General features: G+C 68.8%; 21 protein-coding genes. 9 read left to right on the forward strand and 12 right to left on the reverse strand.

Annotated features, from left to right (window positions below):
- Positions 1–8: 8 nt before the first annotated feature.
- A complete protein-coding gene (locus VHAB30_RS21185) occupies positions 9–908 on the reverse strand; it encodes a DUF6279 family lipoprotein (RefSeq protein ID WP_235926878.1) in 900 nt (299 codons plus the stop codon).
- Between VHAB30_RS21185 and glmU the strand changes: the two genes are divergently transcribed.
- A complete protein-coding gene (gene glmU / locus VHAB30_RS21190) occupies positions 907–2337 on the forward strand; it encodes a bifunctional UDP-N-acetylglucosamine diphosphorylase/glucosamine-1-phosphate N-acetyltransferase GlmU (protein ID WP_159278524.1) in 1431 nt (476 codons plus the stop codon). The genes VHAB30_RS21185 and glmU overlap by 2 nt on opposite strands.
- Positions 2338–2376: 39 nt before the next feature.
- On the opposite strand, the gene VHAB30_RS21195 is transcribed toward glmU, so the two are convergent.
- Positions 2377–2712 (reverse strand): hypothetical protein, encoded by a 336-nt coding sequence (locus VHAB30_RS21195; protein WP_062477921.1) that lies wholly within the window; start codon positions 2710–2712, stop codon positions 2377–2379.
- 172 nt (positions 2713–2884) lie between these two features.
- On the opposite strand from VHAB30_RS21195, the gene VHAB30_RS21200 reads away from it, so the two are divergent.
- Positions 2885–4399 carry an aminotransferase-like domain-containing protein gene (locus tag VHAB30_RS21200; RefSeq protein WP_159278525.1) on the forward strand — a complete coding sequence of 505 codons (1515 nt, stop codon included), beginning with the start codon at positions 2885–2887 and terminating at the stop codon, positions 4397–4399.
- Here VHAB30_RS21200 and VHAB30_RS21205 read toward each other — a convergent pair.
- From VHAB30_RS21205 to VHAB30_RS21240, 8 genes are all read right to left on the reverse strand, one after another.
- Positions 4372–5298 (reverse strand): ROK family protein, encoded by a 927-nt coding sequence (locus VHAB30_RS21205; protein ID WP_159278526.1) that lies wholly within the window; start codon positions 5296–5298, stop codon positions 4372–4374. The two genes, VHAB30_RS21200 and VHAB30_RS21205, sit on opposite strands and share 28 nt — an antisense overlap.
- 40 nt (positions 5299–5338) lie before the next feature.
- A complete protein-coding gene (locus tag VHAB30_RS21210; protein WP_056575522.1) occupies positions 5339–5533 on the reverse strand; it encodes a DUF2905 domain-containing protein in 195 nt (64 codons plus the stop codon).
- A 9-nt stretch (positions 5534–5542) separates the two neighbouring features.
- Positions 5543–6319: a histidinol-phosphatase gene (gene hisN / locus VHAB30_RS21215; protein ID WP_159278527.1), complete on the reverse strand. Its 777-nt coding sequence runs from the start codon at positions 6317–6319 to the stop codon at positions 5543–5545.
- Between the two features lie 99 nt (positions 6320–6418).
- Complete coding sequence (locus tag VHAB30_RS21220; protein WP_159278528.1) at positions 6419–7288, reverse strand: ABC transporter permease; 870 nt, start codon at positions 7286–7288, stop codon at positions 6419–6421.
- Entirely contained in the window at positions 7285–8184 is a 900-nt protein-coding gene (locus VHAB30_RS21225) for an ABC transporter ATP-binding protein (protein WP_390904010.1), read from the reverse strand. The genes VHAB30_RS21220 and VHAB30_RS21225 overlap by 4 nt, the downstream gene beginning before the upstream one ends.
- A gap of 4 nt (positions 8185–8188) precedes the next feature.
- Positions 8189–9199 carry an ABC transporter substrate-binding protein gene (locus VHAB30_RS21230; RefSeq protein ID WP_159278529.1) on the reverse strand — a complete coding sequence of 337 codons (1011 nt, stop codon included), beginning with the start codon at positions 9197–9199 and terminating at the stop codon, positions 8189–8191.
- Positions 9200–9233: 34 nt separating this feature from the next.
- Positions 9234–10133: a TauD/TfdA dioxygenase family protein gene (locus VHAB30_RS21235; protein WP_159278530.1), complete on the reverse strand. Its 900-nt coding sequence runs from the start codon at positions 10131–10133 to the stop codon at positions 9234–9236.
- Positions 10134–10545: 412 nt separating this feature from the next.
- On the reverse strand, positions 10546–11658 hold the full coding sequence (locus VHAB30_RS21240; protein ID WP_159278531.1) for a class I SAM-dependent methyltransferase: 1113 nt from the start codon (positions 11656–11658) through the stop codon (positions 10546–10548).
- Positions 11659–11700: 42 nt separating this feature from the next.
- Here VHAB30_RS21240 and VHAB30_RS21245 point away from each other — a divergent pair, with 42 nt between their 5' ends.
- The 6 genes from VHAB30_RS21245 (at position 11701) to VHAB30_RS21270 (ending at position 16102) form a co-directional block, all read left to right on the forward strand.
- Entirely contained in the window at positions 11701–12486 is a 786-nt protein-coding gene (locus tag VHAB30_RS21245) for an SDR family oxidoreductase (protein ID WP_159278532.1), read from the forward strand.
- 14 nt (positions 12487–12500) lie between these two features.
- Positions 12501–12878, forward strand: coding sequence for a dihydroneopterin aldolase (locus tag VHAB30_RS21250; RefSeq protein WP_056576172.1), 378 nt, complete (start codon positions 12501–12503; stop codon positions 12876–12878).
- A gap of 52 nt (positions 12879–12930) precedes the next feature.
- On the forward strand, positions 12931–13860 hold the full coding sequence (ttcA, locus tag VHAB30_RS21255; RefSeq protein WP_062477895.1) for a tRNA 2-thiocytidine(32) synthetase TtcA: 930 nt from the start codon (positions 12931–12933) through the stop codon (positions 13858–13860).
- A gap of 234 nt (positions 13861–14094) precedes the next feature.
- Entirely contained in the window at positions 14095–14691 is a 597-nt protein-coding gene (locus tag VHAB30_RS21260; RefSeq protein ID WP_373866841.1) for a DUF4136 domain-containing protein, read from the forward strand.
- 22 nt (positions 14692–14713) lie between these two features.
- The gene (locus VHAB30_RS21265) at positions 14714–15364 is read left to right on the forward strand and encodes a histidine phosphatase family protein (RefSeq protein ID WP_070060094.1); all 651 of its coding nucleotides are present in this window, start codon (positions 14714–14716) and stop codon (positions 15362–15364) included.
- A 45-nt stretch (positions 15365–15409) separates the two neighbouring features.
- Positions 15410–16102, forward strand: a complete 693-nt coding sequence (locus tag VHAB30_RS21270; protein ID WP_159278533.1) for a Crp/Fnr family transcriptional regulator — start codon at positions 15410–15412, stop codon at positions 16100–16102.
- A gap of 264 nt (positions 16103–16366) precedes the next feature.
- On the opposite strand, the gene VHAB30_RS21275 is transcribed toward VHAB30_RS21270, so the two are convergent.
- Both VHAB30_RS21275 and VHAB30_RS21280 read right to left on the reverse strand, forming a co-directional pair.
- Positions 16367–19528, reverse strand: coding sequence for an efflux RND transporter permease subunit (locus VHAB30_RS21275; protein ID WP_159278534.1), 3162 nt, complete (start codon positions 19526–19528; stop codon positions 16367–16369).
- A complete protein-coding gene (locus VHAB30_RS21280) occupies positions 19525–20670 on the reverse strand; it encodes an efflux RND transporter periplasmic adaptor subunit (protein WP_062477963.1) in 1146 nt (381 codons plus the stop codon). The genes VHAB30_RS21275 and VHAB30_RS21280 overlap by 4 nt, the downstream gene beginning before the upstream one ends.
- Before the next feature lie 253 nt (positions 20671–20923).
- On the opposite strand from VHAB30_RS21280, the gene VHAB30_RS21285 reads away from it, so the two are divergent.
- Entirely contained in the window at positions 20924–21382 is a 459-nt protein-coding gene (locus VHAB30_RS21285; RefSeq protein WP_159278535.1) for a hypothetical protein, read from the forward strand.
- Positions 21383–21398 lie beyond the last annotated feature (16 nt).

Genomic DNA, 21398 nt, shown 5'->3' on the forward strand with positions numbered 1-21398 from the left:
CGCCTGCCTCAGCGCGCCGCCACCAGCTGCCGCAGGTCGCCCAGGTAGGCCTGCAGCCGCCGCACCGCCTGCTCGCGCTGCGTGGCGCTGGTGGTGTTGTGCAGCGCCGCCAGGTTGCGGCAGCCTTCCTGCAGCAGCGCCTGCTGCTGCTCGCGCCAGGGGCCAGGCGGCGGATCGGCGATGCGCTGGATGTAGGCATGCAGCGCGGCGCGGGCCTCGGCCGGCGAGGCCCGCGGGCCGCCGTTGCTGCCCTGGAAGCCGCGCAGCAGCACCAGCGCCTCCTGCTGGCGCTGGCGCCGCTCCTCGTACGCCAGCTTCGGGCTGAACACCGACTGTGCCACCTGCTGGCGCAGCAGCGCGCGCTGCTCGGTCGTGAGGCGGCCGTAGAAGTCTTCTTGGCGCTCGAGGAACTGGTCGTAGCGCTTCTCCTGCACCTGCGCGGGGCTGCGGTCGAGCCAGTCCTTGCGGTAGTCGGTGTTGTTCTTCGCGTACTTGCGTTCGAGCTGCTGCAGTTGGGCCTCGCTCAGGCTCAGCACGAATTCGGCGCTGGCGGCCTCGGCACGCTCGGTGACGGCGAGCAGGCGCTCGCGGACCCGGTCGGCCAGCTGGCAGGCCTGGGCCGGCGTCACGTCGGCGCTCGCCAGGCCCTGGGCCTCCTGCAGCAGGCCGATGATGCGCGGCAGCTCGTTCTGGCGGTGCCAGGCCAGCAGCTGGGCGAGCTCGTCGCGCACCTTGGGGGTCTGGGCACCGTCGAAGTCGAAGTAGCCGTCGAGCCACCAGTAGCTGAGCTCGGGCAGGTTGTTGTAGGCGAGCTTGACCGCGCTGCAAGCCCCCAGGGCAGCGGCCAGCAGCAGCACACCGATAATTCGGGCCAGTCCAGCACAACGAATCCGGGAAGAAAAGCGCATGAATCAGACTCCGCAGCAGAGCAACCAGGGACCGGTCGACGTCGTCATCATGGCGGCCGGCAAGGGCACGCGCATGAAGAGCAAGCTGCCCAAAGTGTTGCATCGTTTGGCCGGCCGCGCCTTGCTGGCCCATGTGACCGACACCGCCGCGCGCATCGGCGCGCGCCACGTCGTGGTCGTGACGGGCCACGGCGCCGAGCAGGTCGAGTCCGCCATCAAGGCCACCGCCGTGAACGCCGCCGCCCTCGGTTTCGCGCGCCAGGAGCCCCAGCTGGGCACTGGCCACGCCGTGCAGCAGGCCACGCCGCAGCTGCCGGACGACGGCACCGTGGTGATCCTGTCGGGCGACGTGCCCCTGATCGCCGAGGACACGCTGCGCACCCTCATCGCTGCCAGCGGCGGCGAGCGGCTGGCGCTGCTGACCATCGAGCTCGACGACCCCACGGGCTACGGCCGCATCATCCGCACCCGTGCCGGCGGCGAGGTGACAGCCATCGTCGAGCACAAGGACGCCACCGAGGCGCAGCGCGCCGTGCGCGAGATCAACAGCGGCGTGATGGCCGCGCCCGCGCGGCTGCTCAAGGGCTGGCTCGCGCGGCTGGACAACAAGAACACCCAGGGCGAGTACTACCTGACCGACATCGTGAAGTTCGCGGCCGACGACCGCGTGCCGGTGGTGGCGCATGTCACGACCGACGCGCTGCAGGTGGCGGGCATCAACAGCCCGGCCCAGCTCGCGGCGCTGGAACGCGCCTGGCAGCTGCGCCAGGCGAATGCGCTGATGGAACAGGGCGTGCGCCTGGCCGACCCGGCGCGCTTCGATCTGCGCGGCACGCTGAGCTGCGGCGCCGACGTCGACATCGACGTCAACTGCGTGTTCGAAGGCACGGTGTCGCTGGGCGAAGGCGTTCGCATCGGCGCGAACTGCGTGATTGCCAACGTGCGCATCGAGGCCGGCGCGGTGATCCATCCCTTCACCCACATCGACGGCGAGAAGGCCGGCGTGACGGTGGGCGCGGGCGCGCTGGTCGGGCCGTTTGCGCGGCTGCGGCCCGGTGCCCAGCTGGGTGCCGAGGTGCACATCGGCAACTTCGTCGAGGTCAAGAACTCCACGCTGGCAGCGGGCGCCAAGGCCAACCATCTGGCCTACCTGGGCGACGCCACGGTGGGCGAGCGCGTGAACTACGGCGCGGGCAGCATCACGGCCAACTACGACGGCGCCAACAAGCACCGCACCGTGATCGAGGCCGACGTGCACGTGGGCAGCAACTGCGTGCTCGTGGCGCCCGTGACCATCGGCGCGGGCGGCACCATCGGCGGCGGCTCGACGGTGAACAAGTCGACCGAGCCCGGCGCGCTGACCGTGGCGCGGGGCAAGCAGGTCAGCTTCGCGAACTGGAAGCGGCCGCAGAAGTTGCCGAAGAACTGACGGCGGCTTTGGTTCGAGGCAGGCGCCCTGCCCCGGACCTCACCAGCCCGTCAGCAGGCGCACGAAGCGCATCACCGGCCGCGCCGCCACCGGCGCCGTGGCCCGGGCCGCGCGCTGGGGCGCATGCACCCGCAGGTGCACCGCCGTCACCGCCGACACCTCGATCCACCCGCCCTGCGGCACGCAGTGCATGTCGCCCTCGCCGAGCAGCGTCTCGGTCATGAACACCGTCTCGCCCAGCCAGCCCGGCGGCGACACCACGCGGGCGCGGCCCTCGGCCAGCTGCAGCCAGGCGCCCGCATCGACGGCGGTGCGCAGCGACTGGCCGGGTTCGAGGACGATGGAATCGGGGGCTTCGGACAGGGTGGTGATCATGGCGGACCTCGGGTGGATGTGGGCTTCATCGTAGGAATTCCGCCGCTCGAAAAACAGGCACACCCGACGGCTATTGCGACCGGAACAGCCGGGCCGCCACGCCATCTGTTATGGTCTTTTTCCCAATCAACTGCATCTGTTTTCGGATGCCCGATGCGGGGAACATCGACCCATGGACTCGCTACCGCTCTACCGCCAGCTCGCGGCGCACTACGTGGACGCGATCCACGCCGGTTCGCTCAAGGCTGGCGACAAGCTCCCCTCGCTGCGCAGCCTGATGCGGCTGCACGACATCAGCCTCTCGACCGCGCTGCAGGTGTGCCGCGCCATGGAAAGCGAAGGCTGGGTCGAGGCGCGCGACCGCTCGGGCTACTTCGTGCGCCGTCCGCAGCGCCTGGCCATCGCGGCCATGGAAGAGCCCGTGTCCGGCCTGCCGCCCGACCCGGCGCAGTTCGTCAACATGCGCACCCGCATGGCCAACTTCATGGCGCGCGGACGGCTCAACGACGTGAAGCTCAACTTCGCGATCTCGCGCGCCGCCCCCGAGCTCTACCCCGCCGAGGCGCTGCGCAACGCCATGACGCGCGCGCTGCGCCAGCGCCCGGAGCTGCTGACCACCGCCTCCTCGCAAAAAGGCCACGAGCAGTTCCGCCAGGTGGTGGCCCAGCGCAACCTGCGCGTGGGCATGACGGTGGCACCCGACGACGTGCTGGTCACCAACGGCTGCATCGAGGCGCTGAACCTCGCGCTGCGCGCCATCGCCAAGCCCGGCGACACCGTGGCCGTCGAATCGCCCACCTTCTACGGCCTGCTGCAGGTGCTCGAAAGCCTGGGCCTGCGCGGGCTGGAGATTCCGACCAGCCCGCAGACCGGCATCTCGCTGGAAGCGCTCGACCTGGCCATCCACACCTACGACGACATCAAGGCCGTGGTGGTGGTGCCGCACCTGCAGAACCCCATCGGCAGCGTGATGCCCGACGCCCACAAGCAGCGGCTGGTGCAGCTGTGCGAGAGCCACGGCATCGCGCTGGTCGAGGACGACACCTACAGCGACCTGGTGGAAACCGAGGTGCCGCCGCGTGCCATCAAGTCCTGGGACCGCACGGGCAACGTGGTGTATTGCGCCTCGCTGCACAAGGTGCTGGCGCCGGGCCTGCGGCTGGGCTGGATCACGGCCGGGCGCTGGCACGCACAGGTCGAGATGCTCAAGTACGCGCAGACGCGCAACAACGAGGCGCTGGCGCAGATCGCCGCGGGCGAGATCATTGCCAGCGGCGGCTACGACCGCCACCTGCGCCGCCTGCGCGAACGCCTGCACACGCAGCGCGACCAGACGGCCGACGCCATCGCCCGCTACTTTCCGGCCGGCACCCGGCTGAACCTGCCGCGCGGCGGCTTCCAGCTGTGGGTGGAACTGCCCGAGCGGCTGTCGTCGGTGGCGGTGTTCGAGGCGGCCCTGCGCGAGCACATGCTGGTGGCGCCGGGCGCGCAGTTCTCGAACGCCTCGCGCTTCGACCACTACCTGCGCATCAACTGCGGCTGGCCCTTCAGCGAAGCGGTCGATGCGGGGCTGCGGCGGCTCGGACGGATCGTCGAAGAAGGCTGCGCGGCGCAGAAGAACCAGCCAGCCACGCTGGTCCGGTCGCCGCGCGCTGCAACTCAGTCGAGCAGCGCCAGGGCCGCGTAGTCGCCCACCTTGTCGCCGAGTCCGGCGGGCACCAGCAACACGCCGCGCGTGAGCGGCGGCAGCTTGCCGTCGACCTGCGCCTGCAGCCGCGGCAGCACGAAGTCGCGGTGGTGCCAGAACACGCTGCCGCCCAGGCTGACGCGCTGCAGGTCGAGCGTGATGACCAGGTTGTAGAGCATGCGGCCGATCACGCGGCACAGCGCGTCGGCCTTCTCGAGGGCCGCGGCGTCACCGGCCGCGGCGGCCGTGAACAGATCGGCCGCGGGTTGGCCGAAGCGGTGCGCGATCGAATTGCCGCCGGCCAGCGCTTCCACGTCGCCCAGGTTGCCGCAGCCGCACAGCGCGCCGCTGTCGTCGTCGACCACGAAGCTGTGGCCCGCATGGCCGGCGTTGCCGTTCTTGCCGCGCAGTGCCTTGCCGTCGACGCACAGGCCCACGCCCACGCCCGTGCTCCAGGTGGCGTAGGCGCAGTTGTCGAGCCCCTTCAGCGCGCCCCAGTGGCGCTCGGCCTCGAGCGCGGCCACGGCGTCGTTCTCGACGCGCACGCGGGCGAAGCGGCGCGCCAGCGGCGCCTCGACGATGGCCGTCATCCAGTTGTTGGGCAGCCCGCGCGAGGGGCCGGCGATGCCGCCGCAGATGTTGGGCGTGGCCAGCTCGACCATGCCGTCGTGCAGCTCGAAGGGCCCGGTCGACGACACGCCCACGCGGTCGATGCTCGCCGGGTCGATGCCCTGCTCGGCGCACACCTCGTCGATGAGCCGCAGGATCTGCACCGCCACGGCGTCGTTGCTGCCGGTCTTGGCGGTGGGCTCGCTGCGGCGGCCGATCAGCGGCGCGTCGCTCGAAGCGGAAAGGCTCACGGCGACCTTGGTGCCGCCGATGTCTACGCAGGCTCTCATTGCGGGGTTCTCTTCTTTCTCAGTCGTCGCCGCGCCGTGCTCAGAGCAGCCGCGCCACCAGCGCCGCGATCATGCTGAGCACCACCGTGCTCGCGATCGGCAGCTGCCAGTCGCGGCCGAAGGCGCGAAACTCGAAATCGCCGGGCAGCCGTCCGAAGCCGAAGCGGCGCAGCCAGGCGGTCAGGCCGCTCATGAGCACCAGCGCCAGGACGACGACGATCAGCCAGCGGAACATGCAGACAGTCTAGGCCGCCAGCACGGCCAGGGCTTGTCGGTGAAGTTCGGGTGTGGCTGCCGCGATCACGCGCTGGTCGGGGTTCAGCCCCAGCGGCCGGCCCTCCCAGTCGGTGACGACGCCGCCCGCGGCCTCGATCAAACCCGCCGGGCCCAGGAAGTCGTAGGGCTGCAGCCCCGTCTCGACCACGAGGTCGATGGTGCCGCCCGCGAGTTGGGCGTAGCCGTAGCAGTCGCCGCCGAAGCGGCGCATCGCGCACTGGCGGCTCAGGCGGTCGAAGGCGCTCCAGTCGGCCGGCGAGAAGATGTCGGGCGAGGTGGTGACGATGCGGGCCTTGGCGATCTCGGTGCAGTTGCTCACGCGCACGGGCTGGCCGTCGCGCGTGGCGCCCTTGCCGGCCTCGCCGATCCAACGTTCCTTGAGCACCGGCATGTCGACCATGCCCAGCACCACGCGACCGCCCTGCAGCACGCCGATGAGCGTGCCCCACAGCGGCGAGCCGGTGATGAAGCTGCGCGTGCCGTCGATCGGGTCGAGCACCCAGATGCGGTCGGCGTCGAGGCGCTCGGGGCCGTGCTCCTCGCCGAAGATGCCGTCGGCGGGCACGCGCGCACCGAGGATCTCGCGCATGGCTGTCTCGGCGGCGCGGTCGGCCAGCGTGACCGGGCTTTCGTCGGCCTTGGTGATGATGTCCAGCGGCGTGCGGAAGTAGCGCATCGACTGGGCGGCGGCCGCATCGGCCAGCGCACCGGCGATCGCGAAAAGGTCGGGGGCGGAAGAGCTCATGGGAAGGAGAACGCGTGCCAAAAGCTGCGATTAGACCCGAGCCCACGGCCCTTGCGCCATCGCCGGGACATTCGTCCGCCCGGCCCCTTCACCTGCGGGCTAGCGCTGCTGGCCCCAGCGCCGCACCGTGAGCCGCTCCAGCGTGCGAAAGCCCAGGCTTTCCACCAGCAGGCCGATCAGCACCACCAGCGCGAGGCCGGCGAACACGCGGTCGGTGTACAGCTCGTTGCGGTTCTGGAAGATGTACCAGCCCAGTCCGCCCTTGCCTGACGAGGCGCCGAACACCAGCTCCGCCGCGATCAGCGTGCGCCACGCAAAGGCCCAGCCGATCTTCAGCCCCGAGAGAATCGACGGTAGCGCGGCCGGCACCAGGATCTGCAGCACGTAGCGCAGCCCCTTCAGCCCGTAGTTGCGCCCCGCCATGCGCAGCGTCTCGGGCACGCCCTGAAAGCCCGCGTAGGTGTTGAGCGCCAGCGGCCACAGCACCGAATGGATCAGCACGAACACCAGGCTGCCGCGGCCCAGCCCGAACCACAGCAGCGCCAACGGCAGCAGCGCAATGGCGGGCAGCGGGTTGAACATCGAGGTCAGCGTGTCCAGCAAATCGCGCCCGATGCGCGTGGACACCGCCAGCGTCGTGAGCCCGAAGGCCAGCAGCACGCCCGCCAGGTAGCCCTGCAGCAGCACGGCCAGCGAGATGCGCACCTTCTCGACCAGCTCGCCGCTGGCCAGCCCTTCGGCCAGCGCGCGGGCGGTGGCGGTGAAGGTGGGCAGCAGCAGGTCGTTGTCCTGCCAGCGCGCCGCCAGCTCCCACAGCACGGCGATGACGGCAAGGATCAGCCCCTTGCGCAGCCAGGTGTGCGAGGCGAGGCGCATGGCCAGCGGCAGCGCGCGCTCCACCGGCAATTCTGTGAAGGGCTCGAGCGTGCGTTCGTACTCGGGGCGGATGGGTGGCGTCAGGGTGCTCATGGGGTGCCCTGCTCTTCCTCGAACAGCATGTCGTGGATGCGCCGCGCCGTCGCCTGGAAGTCCGCACCGCCCAGGCTGTCCAGCGAGTAACCGTGGCTGTTGAGTTCGGCACGCATGCGCCCCGGGTGCGGCGACAGCAGCGCCACGCGGTTGCCCACCACCAGCGCCTCCTCGATCGAGTGCGTGACGAACAGCAGCGTGAAGCGCACCTCGTCCCACAGCTCGAGCAGCTCCTGCTGCATGCGGCGGCGCGTGAGCGCGTCGAGCGCGGCAAAGGGCTCGTCCATCAGCAGCACGCGCGGCTGCATCGCCAACGCCCGCGCGATCGCCACGCGCTGCTTCATGCCGCCCGAGAGCTGGTGCGGGTGCACATCGGCGAATTTCGAGAGGCCCACCTTGTCCAGGTAATGCAGCGCACGCTCGGCCGCCTCCTTGCGCCCCAGCGTGCGCGAGGCGAGCAGCGGGAACATCACGTTCTGCTTCACCGTCTTCCACGGCGGCAGCTGGTCGAACTCCTGGAACACGACGATGCGGTCGGGGCCCGGCTGCGTCACGCGCCGGCCGTCGAGCCGGATCTCGCCCTCGACCGGCGGGATGAACCCGGCCACGGCCTTGAGCAGCGTGGACTTGCCGCAGCCCGAGGGCCCGAGCAGCACGAAGCGGTCGGCGGCATGCACGTCGAAGCTCACGCGGTGCGTGGCGCGCACCACGCGCTCGGGCGTGCGGTACTCGAGGCTGACGCCGTCGACCTGCAGCAACGCCTCGTGCACGTACGGCGGTGCCGCATCGCCCGTGGCCACCACGCCGCGCCGCCGGGCCGGCCGCTGCGGCGCCACGCTGCCGCCTAGGAAGGCCGCGGCGGGCGACCCTGCCAGGCGCTCGAGGCGGGACAGCATCGCGTCAGTTCCCCGAGGCCGTGTGCGCGTCGTCGAAGAAATAGTCCTTCACCGACGCCGGCTTGTTCTTGATCGCCCCCACGCGGTGCATGAACTCCGCGAACACGTAGGTGTTCTGCGGCGCGGTCTTGAACTGCACCTCGGGGTTCTTGATGATCTTGAGCAGCAGTTCGCGGTCGAGCTTGGCGTTGCTCACCTTCAGGTAGATGTCGGCCGCCTTCTCGGGATTGGCCGTGACGAACTTCGCCGCCTCGTCGAGCGCATCGACGAAGGCCTTGTAGGTCTTGGGGTTCTCGTTGCGGAATTTCTCGGTCGCGTACAGCACCGTGGCCGACGACGGCCCGCCCAGCACCTGGTACGAGTTCAGCACGATGCGCGCATTCGGGTTGCCCGCGAGCTCCTGCTCCTGGAACGGCGGATTGCCGAAGTGCCCCGTGATCTCCGTGCCGCCCTTGATGATCGCCGCCGCCGCATCGGGGTGCGGCAGCGCCACGCTGATCTTGTCGAGCCGGTTGAATTCCTTGTCGCCCCACAGCTTGGCCGACGCGATCTGCAGCACCCGCGACTGCACCGACACGCCCACCGCGGGCAGCGCGATGCGGTCCTTGTCCGTGAAGTCGGCGATCGACTTCACGTTCGGGTTGTTGCTCACCAGGTAGTACGGGAAGTTGCCCAGCGAGGCCACGCCCTTCACGTTCTGCTTGCCCTTGGTGCGGTCCCACAGCGTGAGCAGCGGCCCCACGCCGGCGCCCGCGATTTCGATGTTGCCCGACAGCAGCGCGTCGTTCACCGCCGAGCCGCCCGAGAGCTTGACCCACTCCACCTTCGCATCGACCCCTGCGGCCTTCGCGTGCTTCTCGATCAGCTTCTGTTCCTGCGCCACGTTGAGCAGCAGGTAGACGATGCCGAACTGCTCGGCGATGCGGATCTGCCCTTCGGCGTGCGCGGCCAGGCTGCCAGCGAGAAGGCCGAGGCCGGTGACGAGCGCGGCGGCGCTGCGGGTGAAGCGGTTCATTGGAAAGTCCGGAAGAGAAGGAGAAAAGAGGAAATCAGAAAGGCGTGTCGCCCACGATGGTGGTGCGGTTGAGCCGGCGGCGCAGGTGGTCGGGCGTGCCTGCCGCGAGGTGCATCAGCGAGCGGTTGTCCCAGAACACCAGGTCGTGCGGTGCCCACGTGTGGCGGTACACGAACTCGGGCTTCACGCTGTGCGCGAACAGCTCGGCCAGCAGCGCATCGCTCTCGCCTTGCGGCAGGCCGACGATGCGCGTCGTGAAGTGCTCGCTGACGAACAGCGCCTTGCGCCCCGTCTCCGGGTGCGTGCGCACCACGGGTTGCACGGCGGGTGCGACCTGATCGATCTGCGCTTGAGACAACTTGGGCCGCCACGGATTCTTCGCACGCAGCTCCTCGTACTTCGCGAGGTAGCTGTGCTCCGCCTTCAGCGGCAGGATGCGCTGCTGCAGCTCGACAGGCAGCGCCTCCCATGCCAGGTGCTGGTCGGCAAACAGCGTGTCGCCGCCTTCGCTCGGCAGCTCTTGCGCGTGCAGCAGCGAGCCCAGACTGGGGTTGGGCTTGTACGAAATGTCGGAGTGCCAGTACACGCCCGCGTCGCCGAGACCGATCGGCTCGCCGTTCTCCTTGATGTTCGAAACGATCAGGATCTCGGGGTGGTTCTTCAGCTGGAACTGGTGCAGCACGTGGATCTCCAGCGGCCCGAAGCGGCGGCTGAAGTCGATGTGTTGCGCGGGCGTGATGCGCTGGTCGCGAAAGACCAGCACGTGGTGGTCCAGGTGCGCGCGGTGGATGCGTTGGAAGTCGGCGGCGTTGATCGGCTCAGCGATGTCGAGCCCGACGATCTCCGCACCGACCGGCGCATCGAAAGGCCGCACCTCGAAGGGCTGCGCGGGAGCCTCTGTGGTGGAGGTAGCGCGGGAAAGAACGGCAGTCATGCCGCGAATGTAGAAGCGCGCCCTCCATTCCCCAACGAAGTCTTTGTTGCTTGCTTATGACCAACTCTTTCCGTTGAAAGCACAAGCACAAGGCGCCCAAAGCGCGCAGCGCCTTTGGCGCCGTGGTGGCCGAGCGCAGCGACGGCCCGCCCGGCATCCAAGCCCCTCTGGCTGCGCCGAGGAGCGCAGCGTTTCGCGGATCAGGGCTCGCAGCTGTTTGAGCCGAAGGCGAGTTCTGCGAGACCCCGCGAAACGCGAGCACCGCAGGTTGCCCGCAGCGAAGCGGAGGGACGCAGACAGTGGGGTCGCCTTTTCTTTGCTTACTTTCTTTTGGCGAAGCAAAAGAAAGTGAGTCGCCCGCCGGGGCGAGTCCCGGCCCCGGGAAGCAATCACTCAGCCAAGAACAAAGCCCTCAGAGCGTGTGACTCCGATCCCCCTCAGCGAACCCGACGGCATCCCAGGCTTCACCCACAGCAAACCCCACCACCTTGAACAACTCCCCCATCTCATGCTCATGAATCAACCGAGCCGCCATCCCCCGCTGCGCCACAGTCCCCCGCTCCATCCGCCCCAAGATCCCGCAATTCAAGAGAAACCGCGCCTGGCTCGTGTAGCCAAGCACAGAAAGCCCTGCCTCCTGCCCCGCCACAGCAATCCCCGTGAAGTCCACATGCGCCGTGATGTCCTTGTACCCCACCTCCGACAGAGGATCGCCATCCGCCTGATGCCCCCGATGGCACATCACCGTCCCCATGTGCCGCTGCGGGTGGTAGTACTCGCCCTCGGGGAACCCATAGTCGATGAGAAAAGCCGCCCCCTTCTCGAGCCGATCCGCCAGCGTCGCAATGAAAGCCTGAGCCTGCGGATGCACCTCGGTCAGGTAGTCATGCACCCCAGACACCTCGACCGGCGGCCGCAACTCGGTAGCCCGGTCCGCCCACGTCCACCCATCCCCCGCCGGATTACGCACCACCCCCCGCTCGAACCAGGCCCCCTTCACCCGCGCCAGCAACTGCACCGGCATCGCATCGAGCACTTCATTGCCGACCACCACGCCCTGCATGGACTCAGGCAGCTCCCCGAGCCACTCGACCCGCCCCGCATACCCCGCCAGCGCCTGCTGCTGCCGCTCACGCAAGGTGCCCGACAGGTCGACGATGCGATAGCGCACATCGCCGCGCCCCATCTCGCCCAGCGCATGCAGCAGCTGCACCGCCAGCGCCCCCGAGCCCGCGCCGAACTCCCACACGGTGTCGGTGCCGGTCTTCTCCAGCGCCTCGAGCACCTGCACCGCGAGCGTGTGCCCGAACATCGGCGTCAGCTCGGGCGCGGTCACGAAGTCGCTGCCGGATGAAGGCATGTGGCCGAACTTGGCCGAGGTGTTGGCGTAGTAGCCGAGCCCCGGCGCATACAGGGCCAGAGCCATGAAGCGGTCGAAGCCGATCCATCCGCCCGCGCGCTCGACGGAGCGGGCAATCAGATGGTCGAGGGCGATGGGTAAACTGTTTGTCGTTGGCGTCGTCACGGCGCCATTGTCCTCTTCCTGTCTTCTGTCTTCTTCCTCCGAATGAGCGCCATCCCACCCTCCTCCCCCGATCGCCGCCGCACCGTCCTCGTCACGGGCGCGGGCCGCCGGCTGGGCCGCGAGATCGCGCTGGCGCTCGCCGCGGGCGGCTGGCAGGTGGCGGTGCACTACCGCAGCTCGCGCGCCGAGGCCGAGCAGACCGTGGCCGACTGCGCCGCGCGCTCGGGCGACTCGGCCCTGTTCGAGGCCGACCTCGCCGACGAGCAGGCCACGCGCGCCCTGCTGCCGCGCGTGGCGGCGCGCTTTCGTGCCGTCGACGCGGTTGTGCACAGCGCCGCCCTCTTCGAACACGACGACGCCGCCAGCTTCAGCTACGCGCTCATGGAGCGCCACGCGCGCAGCAACACCGGCGCGGCCATCCTGCTGGCGCAGGCGCTGCACGACCACCTGGCCCGGCGCGACGCGCAGGGCGGCGCCGTGGTGCACCTGCTCGACCAGAAGCTGTGGAACCCGAACCCCGACTTCCTGAGCTACACGCTCTCCAAGGCCGCGCTCGAAGCCGCCACCCCCATGCTCGCGCTGGCGCTCGCGCCGCGCGTGCGCGTGGTGGGCGTGGCGCCCGGCCTCACGCTGGCGAGCCATATGCTCGATGACGACAAGTTCGCGCAGCTGCACAAGCTGTCGCCGCTGGGCCGCTCGTCCACATCGGACGACGTGGCCGCCACCGTGAAGTTCGCGCTGGAGAACAGCTCGATCACCGGCACCACGCTGCTCGTCGACGGCGGCCAGCACCTCATGAAATTCGAGCGCGACTTCTCGCTCATGTGACGAGCACCACCACCATGTCCACGAACACACCGCACGGCCACCAGACACTCACCCTCCAGGGCCTGCGCTTCGACGCCAACCTGGGCATCCTCGAGCAGGAAAAGACCGCGCCGCAGCCGATCCTGGTGGACGCCGAACTCAACCTCGGCCCGCAGCCGCTGCTGCCGCAGGACGACGACATCTTCCACGTGCTGGACTACCGCAAGGTGCGCCGCATCATCATCGACGAGTGCACTGCCGAGCACGTCAACCTGCTCGAAAGCCTGATCGGCAAGCTCGCGCAGCGCCTGCTGCAACTGCCCGGCGTGCGGGGCGTGCGCGTGAAGATCGCCAAGCTCGAAATCTTCGACGACTGCGAAGTCGCCATCCGCATCGAAGCCGGGGAATGGTGATCCAAGGCAAAATCGGGGGTCTTTCCCCTGATTTGCCCGAAGTAGCCCCCCAATGAACGCCGTCTGGATCGACGATACGCCCGAAGCCGGTGCGCCCTCCAACTCGCTGAAGATCGAACGCGAGACGCACAAGCTCGAAAAGCGCCTGTGCCGCCAGGTCGGCCAGGCCATCGTCGACTACAACATGATCGAAGAGGGCGACAAGGTCATGGTGTGCGTCTCGGGCGGCAAGGACAGCTACGCGCTGCTCGACATCCTGCTCAAGATGAAGGCGCGCGCGCCCATCCACTTCGACATCGTCGCGGTCAACCTCGACCAGAAGCAGCCCGGCTTTCCCGAAGAGGTGCTGCCCAAGTACCTGAGCGAGCTCGGCGTGGCCTTCCACATCGAGAACCAGGACACCTACAGCATCGTCAAGCGCGTCATTCCCGAAGGCAAGACCACCTGCGGCCTGTGCAGCCGGCTGCGCCGCGGCATCCTGTACCGCGTGGCCGACGAGCTGGGCGCCACCAAGGTCGCGCTGGGCCATCACCGCGACGACATGCTGCAGACCTTCTTCCTCAACATGTTCTTCGGCGGCAAGCTCAAGAGCATGCCGCCCAAGCTGGTGAGCGACGACGGCAAGCACATCGTGATCCGTCCGCTGGCCTACGTGGCCGAGAAAGACACGGTGCGCTGGGCGCAGCACCGCGAGTTCCCGATCATTCCCTGCACGCTGTGCGGCAGCCAGGAGAACCTGCAGCGCAAGCAGGTCGGCGAGATGCTGCGCGAGTGGGACAAGAAATACCCCGGCCGCGTGGAAAACATGTTCACCGCGCTGCAGAACGTCGTGCCTTCGCACCTGCTGGACGGAACGCTGCACGACTTCCAGGGTCTGAAGGCGACGGGCGTGGCCGACGAGAACGGCGACAAGGCCTTCGACACGCCCGCTTTCGACCTGCTCTCCCAGGCACCCTCCGCCCTGCGCATCGTCCAGGGCTAAGAAGGTGTAAACGAACCCGACATGTCCGCTCATCCCGCCCAGACACGCCCCCTCTTCGTTGCAAATGCTCGCCATAGCTTGGGCTATGGCTGCGCTTTGCGCCTCGATGGGACGCGCCTGGACGGGCTGCTCGGCCACGCCGGATTCATTTACACCTTCTGACGGGCAACCCAGGGGACTTTGAGGGCCGCAGGCCCGGAGACCCTTATGTATCGTGCATTTTCAGCTCTATTTTTGGTAGCAACCCTGAGCGGCTGCGCCACCTCCTGGGTGGTAGACAGCAACGTCAAGAGCTTTGCCACGCCGGGCACGACCGTGCCGCCCGGCGCCACCTACCGCTTCGAGCGCCTGCCTTCGCAGCAGGCCGACACGGCGCGCCAGGAAGGCCTGGAGGCCATGGCCGCGGCCGCGCTCGACAAGGTCGGCCTGCGCCGCGACGACACAAGGCCGCAGTACACGGCGCAGATCGGCGCGCGCGTCACGGCGGCGCTGTCGCCCTGGGCCGATCCGTGGCTGTACGGGCCCGGCCCCTGGGGCTACGGCTACGGCGGCTACTACGGTCACCGCTGGTATGGCAGCGGCTGGTACGGCGGCCCGATGTTCACGCCGCCGGCCAACCCCTGGTACCAGCGCGAGGTCAGCCTCGTGCTGCGCGAGGCGGGCGGCAGCCACCGCGTGGTGTACGAGACCCGCGCGCGCAACGACGGCCCCTACAGCTCGAGCGCGGCGATCCTGCCGGTGATGTTCGAGGCCGCGCTGCAGGGCTTTCCGAACCCGCCGCCGGGCGAGCGCCGCGTGAACATCGAGCTCACGCCGGCCGCCAGGAAATGACGCACTTCTAGAATTCGGACGGATGGAAGCCAATCTCACCCGCCTGATCGCCGTGCGCCACGGCGAAACCGCCTGGAACGTCGACACCCGCATCCAGGGCCACCTCGACATCGGCCTCAATGCCACCGGCCTCTGGCAGGCGCAGCGCGCCGGACAGGCGCTGGCCGACGAGCCAATTGCGGCGGTGTACGCCAGCGACCTCTCGCGGGCCTGGCAGACCGCGCAGGCCATCGCCGAGCCCCACGGCCTCGAGGTGCAGCCCGACCTGGGCCTGCGCGAGCGCGCCTTCGGCCGCTTCGAGGGCATGAGCTTCGCCGAGATCGAGGCCACGCTGCCCGAAGACGCCCGCCGCTGGCGCGAGCGCGACCCCGAGTTCGAGCCCGAAGGCGGCGGCGAAAGCCTGCTGACCTTTCGCGACCGCGTGACCGGCACCGCCTCGGCCATCGCCGCGCGCCACCCGGGCCAGCTCGTGGTGCTGGTGGCCCACGGCGGCGTGATGGACGTGCTCTACCGCGCCGCCACGCGCCAGGAGCTGCAGGCGCCGCGCACCTGGCAGCTCGGCAACGCGGCCATCAACCGCATGCTGTGGACGCCCGAGGGCTTCAGCCTCGTCGGTTGGAGCGACATCGCCCACCTGGCGACGGACGCGCCGCTGGACGAGACCACGACCTAGTGGGGTGAGCCGCTTGCCTTTCTTCGCCCCGGGCAAGACGCTCCCATGAAAAGAACGAATTCCACGCCCTCGGCGTACGCCAGCTGGGACGCCTCCCAGTCGCTGTCCGCGCCGTGGATCGACGCCACGCACCTGGGAAGCTTCGTCACCCTGGAGGCCGGCGACACCATTGCGCGCGAAGGCGAACGGCACGATTACTTCTATCTCTTGCGATCGGGCTTCGTGCATTCCACGATCCACCGAAGCAACGGCTCGGAGTTCCTGCTCGAGATCTTCGGGCCGGGTGCGATCTTCGGCGAAGGCCCGGCGTTTGCCGACAGCCCCCGACCGACGACGACCCGGGCGGTCGCGCCGGCCCTTCTCAGCCGCTATCGCCCGGCGGATGTCGCGCAGCAGTTTTCGGCGCTGCCCGAGCTCGCGACCTCGTTGATCCAGCTGCTCGGCTTCAAGAACCACATGATCGTCGCCAAGCTCGCCGGGGTGGCCTCGGCGGCACCGAAGGAGCGGGTCATCGACTTGCTGCTGCGGGTGGCACGCCCGCCATCGGCGCAGGCACCGAAACAACTCACCGTCGATCTGACCCACGAGCAGATCGGCGCCATGACGGCCCTGAGCCGCGTCACCGTCACGCGCACGTTGAATGCGCTGGCGAGAGAAGGGCTCATTGAAACGCGGGCCCGGCAGGTCGGCATTCCGAATGCGCTGGCCTTGCATCGTTTCCGCGACGCGACACCGTAAGGAAAAAGCCCGCTTCCTGTATCGCTGGATACCGTCGACACCCTCTCCCCCTCGCGATCATTCATCCCGTCACACACATGGGAAGAGCAGCGGCGGAGGGAATGGAGAGAGCCGTTGAGGAGAGAGGCCGGAGCGCCTTCAATGGGCGATGGTCCGGGTGTGGCTTAGCGCTGGACTGCACAAGTCCTTCCTGGCCGGGTGGCTCACGCTCATGGCCATCCGGCATCTTTTGAATCGCCGTCAGGCGTGTGATTTGAACCGCCGTCAAGCGTGCGAGGCCGCGTGCCCCGCCGCAGCCTCGGCCTTCGCCTCGCCCGGCAGCTCCACCATCGGCCCGCTGCCGCTGTAGCGGTCGAGCGCCAGGTAGATCGCGGGCGTGATGTACAGCGTGATCACCTGCGAGAAGATCAACCCGCCCACCACCGCCACGCCCAGCGGCTGGCGCAGCTCGGCGCCGGCGCCCAGGCCCAATGCGAGCGGCAGCGCGCCCATCAGCGCGGCCAGCGTGGTCATGAGAATCGGGCGGAAGCGCAGCCGGCAGGCCTCGCGGATCGCGTCGACCGGCTTCATGCCCTCGGTGCGCTGCGCGTCGAGCGCGAAGTCGATCATCATGATCGCGTTCTTCTTCACGATGCCGATCAGAAGCAGGATGCCGATGGTCGCGATCAGCGTGAGGTCGAAGCCGAAGAGCTTCAGCGAGATGAGCGCCCCCACCGCCGCCGAGGGCAGGCCCGCCAGGATGGTGAGGGGGTGGATGTAGCTCTCGTACAGCACGCCCAGCAGCACGTAGATGACCAGCACCGCGAGCACCAGCAGCACGGCCTGACTGCCCTGCGAACTCTGGAACACCGCCGCATCGCCGCCGTAGGTCGTGATGATCGACTGCGGCATCTTCAGCTCGTCCTTGAAGCGGTCGATCTTCGCGGTCGCGTTGCCCAGCGGCACGTCGGGGCCGAGGTTGAACGACACCGTCACCGCCTGCAGCTGGCCCTGGTGGTTGACCGAGGTCGGCCCCACGGTGCGCTTGACGGTCGAGAAGGCCGACAGCGGCACCAGCTTGCCGGTGGTGCTGCGCACCGACAGGCGCGCCACGTCTTCCTCGAACTGGCGGTCGCTGTCGGCCGCCGACAGGATGACCTGGTAGGTGTTGCTGGCGCCGTAGATGCTGCCGATCTGGCGGTCGCCGTACGCGTTGTACAGCGCGGTGCGCAGGTCGCCCACGGCCACGCCGAGCACGCCGGCCTTGTCGCGGTCGATCTCCAGCGTGGCCTGCAGGCCGCGGTTCTGCGAGTCGCTGGTCACGTCGCGGAAGTCGGGATCGGCGCGCATGCGCTCCATGAGTTTGGTCGACCACGGCACCATCTCGCCGGCGTTCACGCTCTGCAGCGTGTACTGGAAGCGCGCCTTGCTCTGGCGCCCGCCCAGGCGCAGGTTCTGCACCGGCTGCATGTAGACGGCAATGCCCGGGATCTCGCGGAAGCGCTGGCGCAGCGACTCGAGCACCTTGGCCATCTTGGGGCGCTCGCTGCGCGGCTTGAGCACCGCGAACAGCCGGCCCGAGTTCTGCGTGGCGGTCGGGCCGCCCACGCCGACGAAGGAACTGACGTAGTCCACGCTCGGATCGGCCTTGAGCGCGGCGGCCACGCGGTCCTGCAGCGCCTTCATGGCGGTGAACGAAATGTCTTCGGCCGCCTCGGTGGTGATCTGGATCTGGCCGATGTCTTCCTCGGGGAAGAAGCCCTTGGGAATGCTGATGAAGAGCCAGGCCGTGACCACGAAGGTCAGCCCCGCCATGACCAGCATCAGCGCGCGGTGCCCGAGCGTCCAGTCGAGCGTGCGCATGTAGCCGCCATGCACCGCGCGGTAGCCGCGCTCGAAGGCACGGCCGATCGCCGTGCCAGGCTCGGGGTGCTCTTCCTCGTGGTCGAGCGCGCCGGCCTTGCGCGGCACGTGCCTGAGCAGCCGGCTCGCGAGCATGGGCACGAGCGTGAGCGACACCACGGCCGACACCAGCACGGCCAGCGCCACCACCACGGCGAACTCGTGGAACAAGAGGCCGATCACGCCCGGCATGAAGAAGATCGGGATGAACACGGCCACCAGCGAGATCGAGATCGACACGATGGTGAAGCCCACCTCGCGCGCGCCGCGCAGCGCGGCGGCCATCGGCTCCATGCCCTTCTCGACGTAACGCATGATGTTCTCGAGCACCACGATGGCGTCGTCCACCACCAGGCCCACGGCCAGCGTGATGCCCAGCAGCGAGACGTTGTCCAGGCTGTAGCCGAAGGCGTAGAGCAGCGCCACCGCGCCAATGAGCGAAATGGGAATGGTGGCCGCCGGAATCAGCGTGGCCACCAGCCGGTGCAGGAACAGGAAGATCACCAGCACCACCAGCGCGATGGTGCCCAGCAGCGTGAGCTGAACGTCGTGCACCGCCTCGCGGATCGAGATCGAGCGGTCGTTGACCATCTGGATCTCGACCGACTGCGGCAGCTCGGCCTTGAAGCGCGGGATGAGCGCGCGCACCGCGTCCACCACCTGCACGGTGTTGGCATTGGGCTGGCGCTGCACGGCCAGCGAGATCGAGTCTTGCCCGTTGAAGCTGCTGGCGGTCTTGACCGACTCGAAGCTGTCTTCGAGCGTGGCCACTTCGTCCAGCCGCACCGGCGCGCCGTTGCGCTGCGCGATGATCAGCTTGGCGAAGTCGGCTGCCTTCATGAGCTGGCGGTTGGCCTGGATGGTGAGCGTCTGGCGCGGGCCGTCGAGCGTGCCGACCGGCGTGTTGGCGTTGGCCGAATTCACCGCCTTGGCCAGCTCGTCGAGCGTGATGTTGCGCGCGTTGAGCAGGTCGGCGTTGGCCTTGATGCGCACCGCGAAGGCCTTGCGCCCGTACACGCCCACCTGCGCCACGCCGTCGATGGTCGAGAGCGTGGGCGAAATCAGGTTCTCGGCGTAGTCGTTGAGCTCCGACGGGTTCATCGACGGCGAGATCAGCGCGATGAACAGCACCGGCGCGTCGGCCGGGTTCACCTTGCGGTACGAAGGCAGCTGCGTCAGTTCTTGCGGCAGCTGGCGCTGGGCGCGCAGCAGTGCGGCCTGCACGTCGACGGCAGCGGCGTCGATGTCGCGGCTGCTGACGAATTCGAGCGTGAGCGAGGTCACGCCCTGCGTGTTCACCGAGCTGATGGTCTGCAGGCCGGGGATGGTCGAGAACTGCTTTTCGAGCGGCAGCGCCACCGAACTCGCCATGGTGTCGGGGCTGGCGCCCGGCAGCTGCGCGTTGACGTTGATGACCGGCGTGTTGTAGCTCGGCAGCGCCGCGACCGGGATGCTGAAGTACGCAAAGATGCCGATGACCACGACGGCCGCCGACAGCAGCACCGTCATCGCCGGACGGCGGATGCAGAGCTCTGAAATGTTCATGCGCGTTCTCGTGCCGGCTGAACATCCGACGAAGCCGCGCTGCCGGGCGTGACGCCCGTGGTGCCGTTGGCAGGCGCCCCGCCCGGTCCGGCCGGAGCCTTCACGTCGATGCGCACCTTGCCACCCGGGCGCACGTTCTGGCTGCCTTCGATCACGACCTGCTCGCCGGGCGTCACGCCGCTCACGGCCACCTTGGTGCCGAAGGTGTGCAGCACCTTGACCTGGCGGCGCGCCGCGTTGCGCTCGGCATCGACCACGTACAGCGTGGCGCCGTCGGACAGCATCATGAGCGCCGCGGCCGGCACCACGGTGACGCCGTCGAGCATGCGCACCGTGATGCGCGTGTTGACGAACTGGCCGGGCCACAGGCTCTGGTCGGCGTTGGCGAACACGGCCTTGGCGCGCACGGTACCGATCTGCGGATCGACCGTGTTGTCGACGAAGTCGAGCGTGCCGAACAGCGGCTCGCGCCGGCCCGTGACCAGCGCCTCGACCTTGGCGCGCGTGCGCGCCGCGGCCAGCAGGTCCTGCAGGTTGCCCTCGGGCACCGGGAAGCTCACGGCGATCGGGTCGAGCTGGGTGATGGTGACCAGCGACAGCGTGGGCTGCACCAGCGTGCCCGGGTAGATGTTCACGGCGCCGATGCGCCCCGCGATGGGCGCGCGCAGCGTGGCGTAGCCCAGCGCCACCTGCGCCGACTGCACGGCCGCGCGGTCGGCCGCCACGGCGGCGCGCTGCGCCTGGAGCTGCGACAGCGTGGCGTCGGCCGCGCTCTTGGCAATGAAGTTCTGTGCCACCAGGTCCTGGCTGCGCTTGTACTGGCGCTCCAGGTCGGCCATGGTGGCCTCGTCCTTCTGCTGCTGGGCCCGGGCGCGGGCCAGGTTGGCCTGGTCGTTGCGGTCGTCCAGCGTGAAGAGCAGCTGCCCCGCTTTCACGAACTGGCCTTCCTTGACGTGCACCGCGCTCACGGTGTTGGTGACCTGCGGGCGCAGGTCGACGCTGTTGAGCGAAACCACGCTACCGTTGACCTGCACCGTCACCGGCACGTCCTGCTTTTCGGCCGTGGCCAGCGTGACCAGCGCGGCCGGAGGCCCGGCGTTCGCGGACTTGGCATCTTTCGTGGCCGGCCGATCGCCCGACATGCGCCACCAGCCGCCTGCGACGGCTACGATCAACACGCCCGCGAGGGCGAAGGCGGCAGATTTCTTCATGGGTTCTTGTGCACTTTGGGCTGACAGCAGCTATTGGAGCAGTGGCCGACGCACGGTGTTCACGGGCGCCGTAAAGAAATGTAAAGCAGGCCGACGCAAAGCCCCCGCACCACCCGCTGCACCCGGTATGAGGGAAAACACCCCCTCGCTAAAATCGCCGGTCCACAGCCTCTGGATATACCCCATGAACCGCTGCAAGACACCCACGAAAACGCTCACTTCCCTCGCTATCTGCGCCGCCCTTGCCGGCGCCGCCGGTCTTTTCTCCCTCCAGGCCAGCGCCCAGGACGAGGTGCCCCGTCCGCAGACCCAGAACGAGTCGCTCAATGGCGGGCGCAACTTCCCCATCGGCGCGCTGCGCGGCAAGTTCATGGTGACCAGCGCCCCCGACGTCGAGCTCGACGGCCGGGCCGACCGCCTGGGCGCCGGCGCGCGCATCCGCAGCCCGCAGAACATGCTGGTGATGCCCGGCGCGATCATCGGCCAGAAGTACCTCGTGAACTACACGCGCGACGCCGCCGGGCTGCTGCGCGAGGTCTGGATCCTGACGCCCGACGAGGCCATGGCCAGCCGCGAATCGCTGAACAAGCCGTTCCTGAACATCTGGCCGTTCGTCTCGAACGACACGCTGAACACGCAGTAACGCGGCCGGGCCGCAA

It is taken from the genome of Variovorax boronicumulans, from assembly GCF_009811375.1.
Taxonomy (GTDB): domain Bacteria; phylum Pseudomonadota; class Gammaproteobacteria; order Burkholderiales; family Burkholderiaceae_C; genus Variovorax; species Variovorax boronicumulans.

Coding starts and splice junctions, on each gene's coding strand:
- VHAB30_RS21235 (WP_159278530.1), bottom strand. CDS start 10,133: ATGACTGCCGTTCTTTCCCGCGCTACCTCCACCACAGAGGCTCCCGCG.
- VHAB30_RS21230 (WP_159278529.1), bottom strand. CDS start 9,199: ATGAACCGCTTCACCCGCAGCGCCGCCGCGCTCGTCACCGGCCTCGGC.
- VHAB30_RS21205 (WP_159278526.1), bottom strand. CDS start 5,298: ATGAGAGCCTGCGTAGACATCGGCGGCACCAAGGTCGCCGTGAGCCTT.
- ttcA (WP_062477895.1), top strand. CDS start 12,931: ATGAACGCCGTCTGGATCGACGATACGCCCGAAGCCGGTGCGCCCTCC.
- VHAB30_RS21250 (WP_056576172.1), top strand. CDS start 12,501: ATGTCCACGAACACACCGCACGGCCACCAGACACTCACCCTCCAGGGC.
- VHAB30_RS21275 (WP_159278534.1), bottom strand. CDS start 19,528: ATGAACATTTCAGAGCTCTGCATCCGCCGTCCGGCGATGACGGTGCTG.
- glmU (WP_159278524.1), top strand. CDS start 907: ATGAATCAGACTCCGCAGCAGAGCAACCAGGGACCGGTCGACGTCGTC.
- VHAB30_RS21225 (WP_390904010.1), bottom strand. CDS start 8,184: ATGCTGTCCCGCCTCGAGCGCCTGGCAGGGTCGCCCGCCGCGGCCTTC.
- VHAB30_RS21200 (WP_159278525.1), top strand. CDS start 2,885: ATGGACTCGCTACCGCTCTACCGCCAGCTCGCGGCGCACTACGTGGAC.
- VHAB30_RS21195 (WP_062477921.1), bottom strand. CDS start 2,712: ATGATCACCACCCTGTCCGAAGCCCCCGATTCCATCGTCCTCGAACCC.
- VHAB30_RS21220 (WP_159278528.1), bottom strand. CDS start 7,288: ATGAGCACCCTGACGCCACCCATCCGCCCCGAGTACGAACGCACGCTC.
- VHAB30_RS21265 (WP_070060094.1), top strand. CDS start 14,714: ATGGAAGCCAATCTCACCCGCCTGATCGCCGTGCGCCACGGCGAAACC.
- VHAB30_RS21210 (WP_056575522.1), bottom strand. CDS start 5,533: ATGTTCCGCTGGCTGATCGTCGTCGTCCTGGCGCTGGTGCTCATGAGC.
- VHAB30_RS21285 (WP_159278535.1), top strand. CDS start 20,924: ATGAACCGCTGCAAGACACCCACGAAAACGCTCACTTCCCTCGCTATC.
- hisN (WP_159278527.1), bottom strand. CDS start 6,319: ATGAGCTCTTCCGCCCCCGACCTTTTCGCGATCGCCGGTGCGCTGGCC.
- VHAB30_RS21270 (WP_159278533.1), top strand. CDS start 15,410: ATGAAAAGAACGAATTCCACGCCCTCGGCGTACGCCAGCTGGGACGCC.
- VHAB30_RS21185 (WP_235926878.1), bottom strand. CDS start 908: ATGCGCTTTTCTTCCCGGATTCGTTGTGCTGGACTGGCCCGAATTATC.
- VHAB30_RS21245 (WP_159278532.1), top strand. CDS start 11,701: ATGAGCGCCATCCCACCCTCCTCCCCCGATCGCCGCCGCACCGTCCTC.
- VHAB30_RS21280 (WP_062477963.1), bottom strand. CDS start 20,670: ATGTCGGGCGATCGGCCGGCCACGAAAGATGCCAAGTCCGCGAACGCC.